At 56.2% G+C, this 17803-nt stretch carries 12 protein-coding genes and 1 pseudogene; 9 read left to right on the top strand and 4 right to left on the bottom strand.

What is annotated here, in order from left to right:
- Window positions 1-28: 28 nt before the first annotated feature.
- On the top strand, window positions 29-3643 hold the full coding sequence (locus tag WBK23_RS03030; protein WP_424482513.1) for a transporter substrate-binding domain-containing protein: 3615 nt from the start codon (window positions 29-31) through the stop codon (window positions 3641-3643).
- 389 nt (window positions 3644-4032) lie between these two features.
- A complete protein-coding gene (locus WBK23_RS03025; protein ID WP_424482512.1) occupies window positions 4033-4959 on the top strand; it encodes an amino acid ABC transporter substrate-binding protein in 927 nt (308 codons plus the stop codon).
- 324 nt (window positions 4960-5283) lie between these two features.
- Here the strand turns inward: WBK23_RS03025 and WBK23_RS03020 are convergent.
- Window positions 5284-5388: pseudogene (locus WBK23_RS03020) on the bottom strand (IS5/IS1182 family transposase); the annotation flags it as partial.
- A gap of 228 nt (window positions 5389-5616) precedes the next feature.
- Here WBK23_RS03020 and blaOXA point away from each other — a divergent pair.
- The 6 genes from blaOXA (at window position 5617) to WBK23_RS02990 (ending at window position 12714) form a co-directional block, all read left to right on the top strand.
- Complete coding sequence (gene blaOXA, locus WBK23_RS03015) at window positions 5617-6474, top strand: class D beta-lactamase (RefSeq protein ID WP_424482511.1); 858 nt, start codon at window positions 5617-5619, stop codon at window positions 6472-6474.
- Window positions 6475-6554: 80 nt separating this feature from the next.
- Window positions 6555-7064: a RidA family protein gene (locus tag WBK23_RS03010; RefSeq protein WP_424482510.1), complete on the top strand. Its 510-nt coding sequence runs from the start codon at window positions 6555-6557 to the stop codon at window positions 7062-7064.
- Window positions 7065-7217: 153 nt separating this feature from the next.
- The gene (locus WBK23_RS03005; protein WP_424482509.1) at window positions 7218-7607 is read left to right on the top strand and encodes a hypothetical protein; all 390 of its coding nucleotides are present in this window, start codon (window positions 7218-7220) and stop codon (window positions 7605-7607) included.
- 733 nt (window positions 7608-8340) lie between these two features.
- Window positions 8341-9705 (top strand): lytic murein transglycosylase, encoded by a 1365-nt coding sequence (locus WBK23_RS03000; protein WP_424482508.1) that lies wholly within the window; start codon window positions 8341-8343, stop codon window positions 9703-9705.
- Window positions 9706-9778: 73 nt separating this feature from the next.
- Window positions 9779-10954 (top strand): class C beta-lactamase, encoded by a 1176-nt coding sequence (gene ampC, locus WBK23_RS02995; RefSeq protein ID WP_424482507.1) that lies wholly within the window; start codon window positions 9779-9781, stop codon window positions 10952-10954.
- Window positions 10955-11160: 206 nt separating this feature from the next.
- Window positions 11161-12714, top strand: a complete 1554-nt coding sequence (locus WBK23_RS02990) for a TerC family protein (RefSeq protein ID WP_424482506.1) — start codon at window positions 11161-11163, stop codon at window positions 12712-12714.
- A gap of 141 nt (window positions 12715-12855) precedes the next feature.
- Here WBK23_RS02990 and WBK23_RS02985 read toward each other — a convergent pair whose 3' ends face one another.
- From WBK23_RS02985 to WBK23_RS02975, 3 genes are all read right to left on the bottom strand, one after another.
- Window positions 12856-14655, bottom strand: a complete 1800-nt coding sequence (locus WBK23_RS02985) for a monovalent cation:proton antiporter-2 (CPA2) family protein (protein ID WP_424482505.1) — start codon at window positions 14653-14655, stop codon at window positions 12856-12858.
- 117 nt (window positions 14656-14772) lie between these two features.
- Complete coding sequence (gene ycaC, locus WBK23_RS02980) at window positions 14773-15399, bottom strand: isochorismate family cysteine hydrolase YcaC (protein WP_424482504.1); 627 nt, start codon at window positions 15397-15399, stop codon at window positions 14773-14775.
- Between the two features lie 116 nt (window positions 15400-15515).
- Window positions 15516-16382: a pirin family protein gene (locus WBK23_RS02975; protein ID WP_424482503.1), complete on the bottom strand. Its 867-nt coding sequence runs from the start codon at window positions 16380-16382 to the stop codon at window positions 15516-15518.
- A 96-nt stretch (window positions 16383-16478) separates the two neighbouring features.
- Between WBK23_RS02975 and WBK23_RS02970 the strand changes: the two genes are divergently transcribed.
- On the top strand, window positions 16479-17387 hold the full coding sequence (locus WBK23_RS02970; RefSeq protein WP_424483277.1) for a LysR family transcriptional regulator: 909 nt from the start codon (window positions 16479-16481) through the stop codon (window positions 17385-17387).
- Window positions 17388-17803 lie beyond the last annotated feature (416 nt).

Genomic DNA, 17803 nt, shown 5'->3' with positions numbered 1-17803 from the left:
TCGTCGTGCTTCTGGGAGCCAGCTCATCGTGAAACGCCTGTACAGTCGAGTTCTGCTCTCCAGCTTGGCGCTTTGGCTGCTAGGTGCTGCGGCTTATGGTTGGGGGGCGGGCGATGTGCGCCTGCTGGTCAGAACACCCGTGTTGAGCCCCCAGGTACATTTCAATGCCCAAACCCGGGCCTGGCTCGATAATAAACCCGCTGTTAGGGTCGCCATCTGGGGCAGCGCCTGGCCGCCTATGCATCTGGGCTTCGATCCCGCGCACTTCGAGGGGGTTACTGCGGATGTGCTGGGGGGGCTGCAGCAAACGCTGGGGTTGAACTTCCAGTTTGTGCGTTATCAGAGCCGCGAGCAGGCGCTGCAGGCGCTGGCCGATGGTCAGGTCGAGATGCTGGCGTTCAGCGATGCGGGCCAGCCCGTTAACCTGCATGTTAGGCAGTCGGTTACCTATCTGTTGAATCATCGCGTGGTGATTCGACGCACACGCGATGCCGGTACAGCTGACTCGCAATTGCCTAATGAACGCCTTGCCTTTGTGGGCTCCACGCTACTTGAGGCGCAGCTCAAGCAGCGCTACCCGCTCACTACGCTGGTGAAGTATGGCAACCATGCGCAGGCATTGACCGCCGTGGCCTACGAGCAGGCGGATGCGTTGTATACGAGTGCGATCACTGCGGCGTTTCTGATACCGCGGTTGTTCCCTGACGAGCTGTATGTCGACCATGCGGTCGATGCACCGGATGCCGGGGATATCAATTTTGCGATCAGCGTTGAGCAGCCTGAGCTTCTCGATGCGATCAATCAGTCGCTGTTATCCATCCCCGTCGCCGGGATGCTCAGGATTGCCTCGCGCTGGGGGCTGGGCGAGGACTTCGTGATCTCCAGACAGGCGCTGCGTTTAAGTGCCGAACAGCAGGCATGGGTGAGCGCAAATCCGCTGGTCAAGGTGCTGGTGGCAGCGCCCAATGCGCCGCTGACTTTCTATGATCAAGATAATCAGTTGCGTGGATTGAGTGCCGATCTGCTCAAGCAGATTGAGCGCAGCACCGGCCTGCGGTTTGAACCGGTACGCAGCGACGGCGTCGGCACGATGCTCGACATGCTAGGCAAGCGTCAGGCCGACATGATTGCCGCATTCAGCGTCGCTGACATGCGTGCGAGCCCCTTGCAGTACACGCGGCCTTACCTGCTCAGCCCAATGGTGGTGGTTACTCGGCGGGCGCAGGCGGGTATTCGCAGCCTTGATGAGCTCAATGGACGGCGTCTGGCGATTGCGCGCGACAACCCGGCGCTTGCCTGGCTCCGGAGGGAGCATCCAGGCATCACGCCAGTGACGGTTGAGAATACGGCGCAAGGTTTGGAGAGGCTGCTGAGCGGCGATGTCGATGGCAGCGTGCAGAGCCAGTTCGCTGCGGATTACTTTATCAAACAGCATTTTCAGGCCGACTTGCAGGTTGCTTCAGTGTTCGGGCCGCAGCCGGATAAGGTTGTGATGGCAGTGGCACCCGACAGGCAGGTACTCAAGGACATCATCAATGAAGCCCTGCTGGATATCCCGCCCGAAAGGCTCAAGGCGATGACTGACCGCTGGCGCAACCATGACGCGCCAGCGGTTGCCAGCCCTTGGAGCACTTACAAGGGCACGGTCTATTGGGTGGTAGGCTGCGCTGCGCTATTCGGCTTGGTGTTCGTGTTGTGGAACTACTACCTGAGAGGGCAGATTCAGCGTCGGCAGCGGGCCGAGCAAGCCCTTAAAGATCAGCTGGAATTCACCCGCACCTTGATCGACGGCTCGCCCGTGGCCTTGTATGTACGCGACCAACAGGGCCGCTTGATTCACTGCAACCAGGCGTACCTGGATTTTCTTCAGGCACCGTTGCAGGAGCTTGTCGGCAAGACACTGCTGGAAAACAGCTATGTCGCACCAGAACTGGTTGCGCGATACCACCAGATGTATCTAGAGGTGTTGAAGACGGGTAAGCCGGTCTTCGCCGACCTGGATGCCGAGGTGAGGGGAAAGTCTTTCCGTATCTACCATTGGGTATTGCCCTTCCAGGACGGCATGGGCCGCTATGCCGGCGTGATTGGCGGCTGGTTGGATATCACCGAGCGAGAGCAACTGCTGCACCAATTGCAGCAGGCCAAGGAACAGGCCGTCGAGGCCAATCAATCCAAATCGGTGTTTCTGGCAACCATGAGCCATGAGATTCGTACGCCGATCAGCGCGGTGGTCGGGTTGATCGAGCTATTACGTCTGCGCACGGACGACCCTGTGCAAATGGCGCAGAACCTCGAAGTGGCGCATCAATCAGCCCAGTCCTTACTGTCGCTGATTGGCGATATTCTCGATCTATCGAAGATTGAGGCTGGCGCTTTTGCGCCTTCTCCTCGGGCAACCGATCTGGAGCAACTGGTCCAATCGACTCACCGCCTGTTCGAGGCCAATGCGCGCAAGAAGCACCTTGACTACCGCCTAGCCATCGATATTCACCATAAGGGCGTGCTGATCGACAGCCTGATGCTCAACCAGATCGTTACCAACCTGTTGAGCAATGCAATCAAGTTCACCGAGCAGGGAACCGTGCAGTTGCTGCTACGCGAGGACGAAAACGTCGGACACGAAGGGATTGGCTGCTATGAACTTCAGGTGATCGATACCGGGGTCGGGCTGAGCGACGCCGATCAGAAGGCGATCTTCGAGCCCTTCGTGCAGGCCGGTGGGTTGCTGCAGCGTCGTGGTGGTTCCGGTCTTGGTTTAAACATAGGCAAACGGCTGGCCCAATTGATGGGGGCGCAGCTTTCGGTTGAGAGTCAGTTGGCGCAGGGCTCGTGCTTCACCCTGCGTTTCGAGGCCCCGCTGGCGGATGACGTGGCGATAGCCCAGGACGGTTCGCAACAGCAACCGCCGGCTTCGACGTACCGACTGCGAGTCTTGGTGGCTGAAGACCATGCGCCCAGTCGCCTGCTTTTGTGCCAGCAGTTGGAGTACCTCGGGCATGAGGCCGTACCCTGCGCAGATGGCGAATCTGCGCTCCACACATGGACCCATGCATCCCCCGAGTTCGACTTGACCATCGCCGATTGCAATATGCCCAATCTGGATGGTTTTGGGCTCAGCAGCCATATCCGTGGCATCGAGCAGGATAGGGCGGTGAGTTTTCACCCGATCTTCGGCCTAACGGCCAATGCTCAGTCTTCGGCTGTCGAGAAATGCCTGGAGGCCGGTATGACCCGATGCCTGTTCAAGCCCATCAGCATTGAAACCTTGTCGACCTTGGTCGGCGAAATAGCCACCGACAATGAGCGGCGAGCGCGGGCCTCGAATGCCGGCAGTGAATTGCAGAAGATCCGCCTGTTGAAGCCGGAGGCCTACGATGCGTTGGTCGAGGAAATCCTGCGAGCCTTGCGCGAGGACGCTGCGATATTGGCCCAGGCGGGCGCGGCGGATGACCGCAAAGGGATGGCAAGAGTCGCGCACAAGATCAAGGGCGGAGCACAGCTTGCTGGTGATGAGCCGCTCGTCAGGGCGTGCAACGCACTAGAGGAGGGGGCCTGCGAACAGCGGCAAAGCTGTCAGGCTGAGATTGCAGCCGTGTTGCAACACATGGATGCAATGCGGGCGCGCTTGTTGGCAGACCACTGAGGAGAGGAACAGGCAGCATATGAACTGGCTTTGTGCGGGGGCCTGATACTGCGGTCGGCCTACTCGGGGCTGGTTTTTGAGACGCGTCCTATGTTGAGCGTACGACTGTGATGCTCAAATAGTTTCAGGAGGATGTTCTGAAATAGCGTGATGAGTAGTGTGGCTAATTTGTTTGAGGGTTGTCGCTAGCGACGCCGCGAAGCAGATAGCTTTCCAGGGCTCCCTAAATTAAGTCAATTAGGTGGATGCCTTAATGAGTAAGCTGCGTATTTCATTGCTGCCTGAGTTTTCGCGAAGTAACTGTTGTCGATGTAATGTGGTTGACTAAAAAACGACTGCTCCGTCAAATTAAAATCTCAATAATATAACTGTTGTAGGAGTTATAAGATATGTTGTCTAAATTTGCTATTACTTCGATTTTTATGGGTCTTATGGTTGGCACTGTGCAAGCAGAAAATCTAACTGGCACAATGAAAAAGATCAAAGACACCGGCGCTATAACTATAGGCGTGCGTGAGGCTTTCTTTCCGTTCTCATATCTTGACGAGAAACAATCTTATCAGGGCTATTCAGTCGACTTGTGCTTGAAAGCTATAGATGCTATTCAGGAAGAACTCGGCATGAACAAATTAGAGGTTAAAATGCACCCCGTAACAACGAGCAATAGAATCTCGTTGGTCGCTGATGGGGTAGTTGATTTGTCTTGCGACACTGCTGCTAATAATCTTGAACGCCAAAAAATTGTTTCCTTTGCGCCCACTATGTATGTGGCTGCGACCCGATTGCTTAGCAAGAAACACTCGAGCATTAACTCATTAAACGACATGAAAGGTAAGACAGTTGTTGCCACTACTGGCACCGGTGGATTGAGGGAAATCACTGCCCTCAATCGCGAGCGAAACTTAGGTATTAAAGTTCTAACGGCTTCAGACCATGCTGAATCTTTCAAAATGGTCGAAGACGGACGTGCCGAGGCATTTGTGATGAATGACATTGTTATGCTGTCGTTGGCCGCACACTCTAAGAATCCTAATGATTATATGCTCAGTTCTGAAGCCCTATCAATTGAGCCGTATGCAATTATTCAGCCTAAAAATGATCCCGTCTTCAAAGAGGTTGTCGACACAGCATTGAGTGATTTGTATAAATCGGGACAGATCAATGAAATCTATGAAAAATGGTTCAAAAAACCAACGCCGCCAAATGGTATTAATTTGAACGTACCAATCAGCTCACAACTAAAGGTTGCATTTGCAAAGCCGACCGACTCTGGCGACCCCTCTACTTACGCTACTAAGGCTGAATTGCAGCGGTAATAGTTGAATAGAGACCACCTGAGCTAGGATCTGCAAATCTATGCAGGTCCGTACCGAACTAACTCAGGGCCATTAATTACGCATTATTTGGTGCTTGATTGCGAGGGTAGCCCTGGTGTTCGAGTTTGGTTGGGGCGATTGATTTGTTAAGTTGGCCGCCATTGCCGCGGTCAGTTAGGGACAGTCTGGAATAGCCCTGTATTTCCGGACAACTTTAGCTTCCGCCGATTTTGAAAGCTGAAAATCGACCAAAAATGATCAGATCACCCGCTTAGTTTTGTGTTGTTAGACGCCACGAGCACCTCGCGGCGGCTATTGCTCATATTACGGGCGCATCTCTCCTGCATGCGTCAGTAAATGTCGGCGCGCCATCCACAGATTTGACAGCGCGAATAGCATTACCAGTTGCGCGGTGTTTTTGGCCAGGCCAACGTCTGCAACAGACTGACAATGCGGCCGATCTGCCCGGAGCTGATTTTTTGAGACATGTCCTATGTCGAGTGTACGACTGTGATGCTCAAATGGTTGTAGGAGGTTGTTCTGAACGAGCGTGCCGAGTAGGGCAGCTCATTTGTCCGCAGGTTGTCGCTAGCGACTCCACGAAGCAGATATCTCCCCATAACTTCCCTAAATTAAATAAATTAGGTGGATGCCTTAATGAGTAAGCTGCGTATTTCATGGCTGGCTGCCTGTTTTGCTATTTGTTCAAGCACTGCACTGGCCGATGTTATCAGTACTCCGCGAGATAAGATTGTCAGTGCGCCGTTGGCAAATGTTAGCGGCAGTGAACGGGAAGTAGCAGGCTGGAAGAGTATTTTCGATAAGTACGACACTGACGGAACAATTGTCGTCAAAGACTATCGCGGAGCCAGCAGCAAGACATATGTGTATAACAAGGCGCGTTCAACCGTGCGTTATACACCAGCCTCGACTTTTAAAATCCCTCATAGCTTGTTCGCTCTGGACGCTGGCGTGGTTAAAGATGAATTTCAAACGTTCAAGTGGGATGGGGTAATTAATGAAATCCCCACGCACAACCAGGATCAGACTCTGCGCTCGGCCATGCGCTATTCTGCGCTGTGGGCTTATCGCGGTTTCGCCAAAGAAATTGGTGAGCGTAAAGCCATCGAATACTTGCAAAAAATCAAATACGGCAATCAAAGTGCCAGCGTAAAGGTTCGTGACTACTGGGTTAACGGTGGTCTTGAAGTGTCAGCTGTCGAGCAGGTGGAGTTCCTTCAGAAACTATATCGAAATGAACTTCCGTTTAAGGTGGAGCATCAGCTTCTTACCAAGGACATCATGGTTACTGGTGCCGGTTTAGATTGGATTATGCGCTCCAAAACTGGCCTAGGTCAGCAGGTTGGTTGGTGGGTTGGCTGGGTCGAGCTGCCTGCAGGTCCGGTGTTCTTTGCTGTAAATATTGATACACCTAATCGTATGGCTGATACATACAAACGCCAGGCAATTGGCCACGAAGTGTTGAGAGCGGTTGGAGCCTTGCCCTCCAATTAATCTCTGCGCTGCTAGGAGTTTCTGATCGTGGAGTCCTGCGCATTGCCTGGGCTCCTTCAGGCATAAGTAGGTATTTTTATATGTTTACTCTCCGCAAAATCTTGCTGGTTCTGTCGACTATATTTGTCTTGGATGGGGCTCAGGCAGCCAAGGGTGACGTTGTTCGCTATTCTGCTGCCAACTCAAGTGTTCCCGTTGCCGCTGCTGTTGAAGTTCCTGCGTCGGCTTCTCTTGTTTATCTGTCAGGTAAATTGCCCCCTCTGCAAGATGCTACTCAACCTCACGACAGTCCCCTTGCTTATGGTGGCGATACCAAAGGGCAAACAATTGCGGTGCTAAAAGCGATAGAAAAATCGTTGGTCGATCTTGGGCTGACACTTGGTGATGTAGTGAAAATGCAGGTGTTTCTAATGGGTGACCCTGCACAGGGCAACAAAATGGATACAAGCGGTTTTATGGCGGGTTATGCGCAATTTTTTGGTACCCCCAAACAGCCCAATCTCCCCGCACGGACTCTTCTGCAAATAGCCGGCCTGCCGAATAGTGCTTTTCTTGTTGAAATCGATGTTATAGCCGCACGCCGCGAGTAAATTCAGAGCCTAACTCATTTGCGCGGATAGCCTGGAGTGTATCTAGAAAGCATGGGGCGATTTAGGCCGGCGAAGCCGGCCCCTTAGCTTAATCGTTATAGCCCTTCGTGCAGACCATAAATTTAAGTAGTATCAATAAACGGAATCTGAAAAATGAATGAGTCAAGCTGTCAGAAACTTACATTTCACCACGTAGGAATCCCTACTGCTGAAAAACTTCCAGCAGACACTTACAATTCTGACTTAAAAATGCACGCTACAGGATATTTTGATTCTCCATATGCTATGGAGTGGATGGAATTTGATAAAGACAGCCAACTTCCTGAGATAATTAAGACGCAACCCCACATAGGTTACGTAGTTGACGACCTGCAAAAAGCAATAAAAGGTAGGGAGATTGTTCTAAAGCCAACGAGCCCTCGTGAAGGGGTAACCGTCGCATTTGTTCTTGAGGGTCGTGATTTAATAGAGTTTTTACAATTTGATAAGCCTGAAGAAGAAGTATGGCCACATCCTAATAAATTTCTTCTGGAGTGCATGTGAGGTCGAGCTATAAAAAATCGCTCAAGTCGTTCGTTTCGCACACTTGGACCGACTAAACCCCGCCCCTTAACAAAACGCTGGTCAGCGTCCGCATTTGGCCGATTCTGTTGAAAAAGTCGGTTTCTGAGAGAGTTGCTTTTCGGCAGCTCAAGAATCGCTCGATTTTGGCGTTGCTACGTGAAAACCAATACAGCTCTGCCGTCTGAGCGAAACAGATTTCAACGTCGCTCACGCTCTTTCATGAGCAAAAATCGCGACGGGACTTTTTCAACAGAATCGGCCGATCACAGCCAGTCGCGATATGCCGCTAACGGCCGGAAGCGGCTATTTAGGGCCTACGCATTGAGAGATTATCCAAAGCGAACATTTTGCCAGAATCTTCTGACTTTCACTGGTAGATACGGACTCCGGTCGCATCGTGCTTACGCTTAAGATCCTGTTCGATCTCTGCATCTGCTGATTGCTTCGTTCCGCTCGTCGACTAGGGCGGAGATGTGTCTGGTGCTGCGGTCGGCCTGCTCGGAGCCGGACTTTTGAGACATGTCTTATGTCGAGCGTACGGCTGCGATGCTCAAATGGTCTCAGAAGGATGTTCTGAAATAGCGTGCCGAGTAGGGCGGCTCATCTGCTTGAGGGATGTCGCCTATAGCGACTGCGCGAAGCAGATAACGTCCCAGAGCGTCCCTAAATCAAATCAACTAGCTGGCTGCTTAAAGCTAAGGCCCCACTTTATATGCTGTGGTCGAAACCCGACTCGTGCTTTCTTGATCTGTGCAAGCCCTTTGGTATTTTCCGTCGTTGGCACCAGCACCAACTGCTGGCTGCCTCAAGCCTCATTCTGCTTGTCGCCTTCGCGGGAAAACCAACCGCCGCTGACGCCCAACCGTTTCAGGCAGTCCCTGTAACGACCACCCTGGCCATCGCTGCGCCTGTGGTGCCGAGCGGTGGCAATCTTGGCATCCAGTCGACCCAGAACTTCGAGCAGTGGAAGGCAGATTTCCGTAAGGAGGCCCTCGCCGCTGGCGTCAATCCGAGCCTGTTTGACCGCACTTTTGCCGGTATCACCCCGGACATGAGCGTGATACGCGCCGACCGCAGCCAGCCGGAGTTCTCCCGCCCGGTGTGGGAATACCTCGACGGAGCACTATCTGCACTGCGCGTTCGCAGGGGGCAGATGCTGCTCAACCAATACGCCGATACCTTGACCGCCATCGAACAGCGTTATGGCGTCGACCGCCGGGCACTCGTGGCGTTCTGGGGCATGGAAAGCAACTTCGGCAGTTTCCAAGGCAATCAATCGGTGATCCGCTCACTGGCGACATTGGCCTATGAGGGTCGACGCCGGGGCTTTGCCCACGCGCAATTGCTGGCGGCGCTGCAAATCCTGCAGCAAGGTGATATCACACCCGAGAAGATGCTCGGTTCCTGGGCCGGTGCAATGGGCCAGACCCAATTCATCCCGACCACCTACAACACCCTCGCAGTGGACTTCGATGGCGACGGTCGCCGCGACATCTGGGGCAGTCCGATCGATGCGTTGGCTTCCATCGCCCACTACCTGCAAGTCTCTGGCTGGCAGAAAGGTCAGCCGTGGGGCTTTGAAGTCCAACTGCCGAACACCTTCAATTACTCGCTGGCCGATGGCGAGATTCGCAAAAGCGTCGCCGAATGGATACAACTGGGGGTCAAACTGCCCAATGGCGCGAGCGTGCCGCCAGGTTCCGAGCAACTGTCAGCCGCGCTACTGCTGCCGGCGGGTTATCGCGGCCCAGGGTTTCTGATCCTCGACAACTTCCGGGCAGCCTTCAAGTACAATAATTCGTCGTCCTACGCATTGGCTGCGAATTTGCTGTCGGAGCGTTTTACCGGCGCAGGCCAGATCACCAGCGAATGGCCCAAGGATGACCTACCGCTGAACCGTTCCGAGCGAATGGAGTTGCAGACCCTGTTGAGCAGCCACAACTACGACGCGGGCAACGCCGACGGCATCATCGGCACCAACACCCGCAAGGCGATCCGCGCGGCTCAGCAGTCGTTCGGCTGGCCGGCGGACGGCTACCCGACACCCAAGCTGCTGGAAGGTTTGCGTAACCGTTAAAAGCATCGCGGGCTTGCCCGCGATGACTGACTATCACGCAACTAGGCTTATGCCCCAATCAAGACACCTAAGGATGACTCGAATGCGCCTTATCCACAAACGTTACGCAACCTTGTTATTGCTGGCCTCTAGCGCTTCTTTCGGCAACCTTGCCATGGCGAATGCCGAGCGCTCGCCTATCGATAGTCGCTTGCAGGAGGCCGCTCAGCAGGTCATGCAGCAGTACAACATCCCCGGCTTGGCCATTGCGCTGACCGTTGATGGCAAGCCGCGGTTCTACAACTATGGTGTGGCCTCCAAGGAGACGCAGCAGGCGGTCACCAGCGATACGCTGTTTGAAATCGGCTCGATCAGTAAAACCTTCACCGCTACGCTGGCGACTTACGCGCAGGCCAGTGGTCAGCTCTCACTCACAGACAGCCCAAGCCAGCATTTGCCTCAGCTGCGCGGGGGGGCTTTCGACCAGGTGACGCTTATCAACCTGGCTACGCATACGGCTGGAGGCTTTCCCTTGCAGCTTCCTGACGAGGTACAGAACCGCGCACAGCTGATGGACTACTTCAAAGGCTGGCAGCCCAAGTATGCCCCCGATACCTACAGGAGCTATGCCAACCCCAGTATCGGGATGCTCGGCATGATTGCCGCCAAGAGCATGAACCTGCCGTATGAAGAGGCGCTGGAACATCGACTGTTTCCCATGCTTGGGATGTTCAACAGCTTTATCACAGTGCCAGCGAACAAGCTGCCGCTCTACGCTCAGGGCTATAACAAACAGGATGTTCCGGTCAGAGTGAACCCGGGTGTGCTGGCAGCCGAAGCTTATGGCGTGAAAACCAGCTCCAGCGACCTGATTCGCTTTGTCGAAGAAAATCTGGGCATCACGCCGGTAGAGGAAAAAATCAATCGCGCGCTTATGGATACCCGCGTGGGTTACTTCACGCACGGTGCAATGACTCAGGATCTGATCTGGGAGCAGTACGCCTACCCGGTGCAGCTGAATACGCTGTTGGACGGTAACGCTAACAAGATGATCTACGAAAGCAACGCTGTCACACCCTTGAACCCGCCCCTGGCACCTCAGCAAGCGGTGTGGGTCAACAAGACGGGTTCAACCGGTGGTTTTTCTGCCTATGTGGCCTTCGTGCCCGAGAAGAAGCTTGGTATTGTGCTGCTGGCCAACAAGAGCTATCCCATCGAGCCCCGTATTCGCTTGGCGCATCAAATCCTGAGCGAGCTGGCAGAGAACTGAGGGGTAGGGTGCAGGCCCGCCGATGTTTGCGGGCTCAGCCTTAGCCGCCCAGGACAACGCTCCAGCGAGCCGCAATGCTGTTCACTTAAGCCGTAGCGCGCAGGCACTAAGGATGGGCGGCTCTATCCGCCAACCTGCAGGTTGGCCAAACCACAGTTTATTTCCCGTATCACACCCTGATCACTTGAGAGCTGAGTAACGTCCCTATGGAGTGGATTGCTGACCCGACAGCCTGGCTAGGTTTGTTGACCCTGATCGTTCTGGAGATCGTTCTGGGCATCGACAATCTGGTGTTTATTGCCATTCTGGCGGACAAACTGCCTCCCCATCAGCGAGATCGTGCCCGTGTAATCGGCCTTTCTCTGGCGTTGATCATGCGCCTGGGCCTGCTCGCCAGCCTGTCTTGGCTGATCACCCTGACCGAGCCGCTACTTGAGGTGTTTGGCAAGAGCTTCTCCGGACGTGACCTGATCATGCTGTTCGGCGGTATCTTCCTGCTGTTCAAGGCCACCATGGAGTTGCATGAGCGCCTCGAAGGGCAGGTCATTCAACAGCGAGGTAGTACGACGTATGCCCTGTTCTGGCCCATCGTGGCGCAGATCGTGGTGCTGGATGCCGTGTTCTCGCTGGATGCGGTCATCACCGCTGTCGGGATGGTGGAGCATTTGGAAGTGATGATGATCGCGGTGATCATCTCAATCGGCCTGATGATTCTGGCCAGCAAGCCGCTGACGGCGTTCGTCAATGCCCACCCCACCGTCATCATGCTTTGCCTGGGTTTCTTGATGATGATCGGTTTTAGCCTAACGGCCGACGGCTTGGGCTTTGAGATACCCAAAGGCTACCTGTACGCCGCCATTGGCTTCTCGATTCTGATCGAAGTGTTCAACCAGATCGCCCGTAGGGGCAGGAAGAAGCATCTTCAAGGACGGCACAGCCTGCGTGAACGCAAAGCACACGCCGTGCTGCGCCTGCTCGGGGGGCGCTACGTGGGGCCGGATGAGGTCGGCGAAGAGGTTGCCGACATGCTGGGGGAGCAGGGCGCCGATGCCGTGTTCGCTCGAAGAGAGCGGGTAATGATCAGCGGTGTCCTGCAATTGGCCGAACGCCCGGTCAGAACGGTGATGACTGTACGCTCGGATATTGACCATATCGACCTGGCCAAAAGCGACGAGGATATTCAGCATGCCTTGATCAACTCTGCCCATTCGCGGCTTGTGGTGATCCGTGATGGCCAAATCGACGAACCGCTGGGCTACGTCCAAAAGAAAGAGCTATGCAAAGAGCTGCTCAGCGGCAACCGTCCGCACCTGGAAAGTATGGTGCGGGCGAGCGTCAACCTAGTGGAAAGCTGCTCCGTGTTGAACGCGCTGGAATTGATGCGCGCCGAGTCGACACACATCGCCTCGGTGGTTGACGAGTTTGGTGGTTTCATCGGTATCGTGACCATGACCGATATCCTGGAGTCGATTGCAGGCGAGCTGCCTGACGCAAGCGAAATCCAAGGGGCTGATGTAGTCGAGGAAGGTGACGGCTTTTTGGTTAGCGCGGCCCTTAGCCTGAATCTGTTGCAGGAGCGCATTGGCTTCCACGCCAGGCCTACAGATGACTACCGGACCCTGGCCGGGCTGGTTATCAGCTTGCTAGACCGACTTCCCACCAAAGGAGAGCAACTCGCTTTCGAGGGCTGGAACTTGACGCTCACGGAGGTGCAGGAGCGTCGGGTAACACGCGTGTTAATGCGTAAGTCGATGTCCTGACCCAGCTTGTGTCGGTTTAAAACCCATGGCTTCGTTTTCGCCCCAACATGTCCGGTTTTTTATGTGCTGATCTGCAATTAGAACATGAGATAGCCAGTGCATAGTTCGGGGATGTCTACTTGAGCGGGGGTAGTCCAGGTGTCAGGTGATGCCCTTGTCCTCGATCGGGTCGCTATCGAACAGCGTCTCCAGTTCTGCCCGTGCCTCGCGTGCGGTCTGGATCACGGCGCTGAGGTCGTTGTACACCTGATGCTGAGCCCCCAGCACCGCTTCATCGTGGCGTTGAAAACGGCGGATTCTGGCCCCTGCCTGTTCTTCGCTGAGGCCCAGGCCGAGCAGTGCCTGCCGGCTCATTTCCAGGCTGGAGTGGAAGGTTTCGCGGATCGGCACCACGCCTAGGTCGAGCAGGCGGTGCACGTGCTGGCGATTGCGCGCCCGCGCGATGATCTTGATATGTGGGTAGAGCCTACGCACCAGTTCGGCCGTCTGCAGGTTGGTCTGCGGGTCGTCGGTGGCGATGATAAAGAACTCGGCCTGGTCGACCTTGGCCGCACGGAGGATTTCCGGGCGCAACGGGTCGCCATAGAAAATCGGTATGCTGCCCAGGCTGCGGGAAAATTCGATGGCCTCGACGGCGGTGTCCAGCGCGACAAAGGGCACCCGTTGGGCGCGCAATACCCGGGTGATGATCTGCCCCATACGGCCCATGCCGGAGATGACCACGCGTGGTGCGTCGCTGTCGATGTTCTGGTACTCCTCGGGGACCACCTGCGGCACTACCTGGGGTTTACTCAAGCGCATCAGCGCCAGAACCAGCAAAGGTGTGAGCGCCATCGACAGGGTGATGACCAGAACCAGTTGGTCATGCAAACGCGCCTCGAACAGGCCCTGTTCGTGGGCCATCTTGAACACCACGAAGGCAAATTCGCCACCGGCGGCCAGCACCACGCCGAGGCGCAGTGCGCTGCGCCGCCCCAGGCCGCCGATCAGTCGGCCGACTATCCACAGCAGCGGCAGTTTCAGGGTAATCAGCAGGGCCGTGAAGCCCAGAATCAACAGCGGTTCGCGTAGCAGCAGGCCGATGTCGGCACTCATGCCCACGCTGATAAAGAACAGGCCCAGCAGCAGGCCTTTGAACGGCTCGATCTGCGATTCCAGTTCATGGCGGTACTCCGAATCCGCCAGCAGCATCCCGGCGAGAAAGGCTCCCAGCGCCATGGAAATACCCGCCAACTCCATCAGCCAGGCCGTACCGATCACCACCAGCAACGCGGTGGCAGTCGAGACCTCCTGCAGCTGGGTTTTGGCCACGAAGCGAAAGACCGGGCGCAGCAGGTAGCGCCCGCCGACTATGACCAGGCCGATGCTGCCCAGCACCTTGAGCAAGGGTTCGATGCCGCCCGCACTGGCGGCGGTGGCGGCACCGAGCAGGGGAATCACTGCTATCAACGGGATCGCCGCGATGTCCTGAAACAGCAGGATGGCGAACGCCTGGCGGCCGTGCGGGCTGGTCAACTCCTTGCGTTCGGCGAGCAATTGCAAACCGAAAGCGGTGGATGACAAGGCCAGACCCAGGCCGAGTACCAAGGACGTATTCAGCGCTTGCTGGAAACCCCAGAAGGCTACGCCGGCGATCAGCAGGCCAGTCAGCAGCACCTGGGCGAGGCCGGCACCAAACACCGATTTACGCATGACCCAGAGCCGCCGTGGCGACAACTCCAGGCCGATGATAAAGAGCAGCAGCACCACACCGAGTTCGGAAATATGGCTGACGCTCTGCGGGTCATCGATCAGCCCCAGCAGCGACGGGCCGATCAGCACGCCGGCCGCCAGATAACCCAGCACCGCTCCCAGCTGCAGGCGCTTGGCCAGCGGCACCGCGACCACGGCGGCCAGCAGAAATACCACCGCGGCCTGCAACAGGCTGGTTTCATGGGGCATGGCGGGCTTCCTCGGACAAACTGCGGATTGGTGGTGTGGGCTTAGGCGTACGGTGCGGGTTGATTATGGACATACCGCGCGGTGGCTGCGCCATTGCGCGCAGCTACCGCGGCGGACTTACTTGCCTGCGGTGAGGGTGCTGTAGCTGGTGATCAGGTTGCGATAGTCCGGAATGTGGTTGGAGAACAGCGTGCCTAGGCCTTCGATATCGTTGCGCCAGTCGCGGTGCAGCTCGCAGGCCAGACCGAACCAGGTCATCAGCTGCGCGCCCGCCACCGACATGCGGTTCCAGGCGGAGTCACGGGTGATTTCATTAAAGGTGCCAGACGCATCGGTGACCACAAACACTTCGAAGTCTTCTTCAAGGGCCGAGAGCGCCGGGAACGCCACGCAGACTTCGGTGACCACGCCGGCAATGATCAATTGCTTCTTTCCGGTGGCTTTCACTGCTTTGACGAAGTCTTCGTTATCCCAGGCGTTGATCTGACCGGGGCGGGCAATGTACGGCGCATCCGGGAACAGGGCCTTCAGTTCCGGCACCAGAGGGCCGTTGGGGCCGGTCTCGAAGCTGGTGGTGAGGATGGTCGGCAGTTTGAAGTACTTGGCCAGGTCGGCCAGCGCCAGCACATTGTTCTTGAATTTGTCCGGGTCCTGGTCGCGGACCAGCGACAGCAGGCCGGCCTGGTGATCGACCAGCAGTACGGCTGCATTGTTCTTGTCGAGACGTTTGTAGGGCGTAGCCATGGTGCTTCTCCTTGCTTCTGATTACGCGAGCCTTGTGTTGGTCAAGGCTCGCGTGGGGGAAAACCGTTAGCGGTGACGTACCAGACTAGGCAGCGCCTATGTCCGGCGTGTGACCGTCAGTCGTGCATGCGGCCGAACTCACCGGCCTGCAAATCGCGAATCGCCTGCTGAATCTCGGCTTCGCTGTTCATCACGAAGGGTCCGTAGCCAACCACGGGCTCATCGACAGGCTCGCCGCTGAGCAGCAGTAGCAACGCGTCGCCGTTTGCCTCCAGCAACACTTCGTCGCCGCTGCGCTCGAGCAATGCCAATTGACCTTCGCCTACCGACTCGCTGCCATTGACCCGCAGCGTGCCGTGCAACACCACCAGTGCCGTGCTGCGACCCTCATGCAAGCGCAGGGCAAACGGCTTGTCGGCCGCCAGCCGCATGTCCCAGACATCCATGGGCGTGAAGGTCTGTGCCGGGCCTTTGTGACCGGCATACTCACCGGCGATCAGGCGCAACTGACCGGCTTGATCGGGCAAGGGCAGGGTGGGGATGTCGCTAGCCAACAGGGTCTGATAGCCCGGCGCGGCCAGCTTGTCGCGTGACGGCAGGTTTACCCACAACTGCACCATCTCCAGGGTGCCGCCGCTGCGGGCGAACTCCGCAGAGTGAAACTCCTCATGCAGGATGCCCGAGGCGGCGGTCATCCATTGCACATCGCCGGGGCCGATAAGGCCGCCACTGCCAGTGGAGTCGCGGTGCTCCAGCTCGCCCTGGTAGACGATGGTCACCGTTTCGAAACCGCGGTGCGGGTGCTGGCCCACGCCGCGTCGTTGTGTTGTCGCGGTGAAGTGATGCGGGCCTGCATAGTCCAGTAACAGGAAGGGACTGATGTGTTTGCCCAGGCTGTCATAGGAAAACAGCGAGCGAACCGGAAAGCCGTCACCAACCCAGTGGGGGCGTGGACTGCTGTAGATACCGATGATGTTTTTCATGTCGTGGCTCCTTGAATCCATGGAGAACACGATAGAACTGCAACACCGACTGCGGTAGAGCGGTTAAATTAACCTCAGAGTTCTATTAGGAGAACACTGATGGAAGACCTTAACGACCTTTATTACTTCGCCCAGGTGGTCGAGCACGCGGGTTTCGCCCCGGCTGGACGCGCCCTGGATATGCCTAAATCCAAGCTCAGTCGGCGCATTGCCAATCTCGAGGAGCGTTTGGGTGTGCGCCTGATCCAGCGCTCGACACGGCACTTTTCGGTAACCGAAATCGGCCAGGCGTATTACCGCCATTGCGTAGCGATGATGGTGGAAGCCGAGGGCGCAGCCGAAGTGATCGAGCGCAACCGCTCGGAACCGCAAGGTGTCGTCCACCTTAGCTGCCCGACAGCATTGCTGAATTTTTGGGTGGGCTCGATGCTCACCCGCTTTATGCTCAAGTATCCTCTGGTGGAGCTGCACATTGAGAGCAGCAACCGCCAGGTCGATCTGATTCAAGAAGGCATCGACATCGCCTTGCGCGTGCGCTTTCCTCCGTTGGAAAGCAGCGATCTGGTGATGAAGGTACTGGGCAACAGCACTCAATGCCTGGTGGCCAGCCCGACCCTGGCTGCGCGCCTGCCGCAATCGGTGGTTCCTGCGGACCTTGTCGATTTACCGAGCCTGCACTGGGGTTCACCCTTGCGCGATTACAGCTGGCAGCTTGACGGGCCCGATATGGCCAGCGCCAACGTGCGCCACAAGCCGCGCATGGTTACCGATGACTTGATTGCGCTGCGCCAGGCGGCACTGGCGGGCGTGGGTGTGGTACACCTGCCGTCAGTCGTGGTACGTGCGGATTTGCAGCAGGGTAACCTGATCAATGTGCTGCCCGAGTGGGCACCCAAGACTGGTTTGGTGCATGCAGTCTTTCCGTCACGCCGTGGCTTGTTGCCCTCGGTGCGAACCTTGCTCGACTTTCTTGCGCACGAGTTTGAACGCAGCGATATGGCCTGACCTTTGTCGCGTTTGCTCAGTACGAGGCACTTCCTTCTATATAGAGGTAGGCGCGGATTAGCTTAAAAGCTGAGTAAGCGGCCAGATAAGTCTTGACGTGGTTTGTTTCGGCCCTATAATTCGCGCCTCTTCCGGCGTAAGCGGCTCTTGAAACTTCTTATAAAACAAGAAGTTAGATTTAAAAGAGGGCTTGCAAAGCAGCGAAAGCTGCGTAAAATGCGCCGGGCTGACAGGGTGGTGGTTTGATCCTGTTGGTGCTTCGGTCGAGGTGATCGAAAGCGGTAAAAGAGGCGGTTGACAGCGGTTTGAAACGCTGTAGAATTCGCCTCCCGCTGACGAGAAGCTAGAGGTTGGTCGGAGGCGCAAGTGGTTGAGATTGAAAAGAAATTTTCGAAATCACTTGACGGAGAATGAGG

The organism is Pseudomonas sp. (assembly GCF_049653025.1).
Lineage (GTDB): Bacteria > Pseudomonadota > Gammaproteobacteria > Pseudomonadales > Pseudomonadaceae > Aquipseudomonas.
Note: the sequence above shows the minus strand (reverse complement) of the source record. Positions and strands in the feature narration are given on the sequence as shown.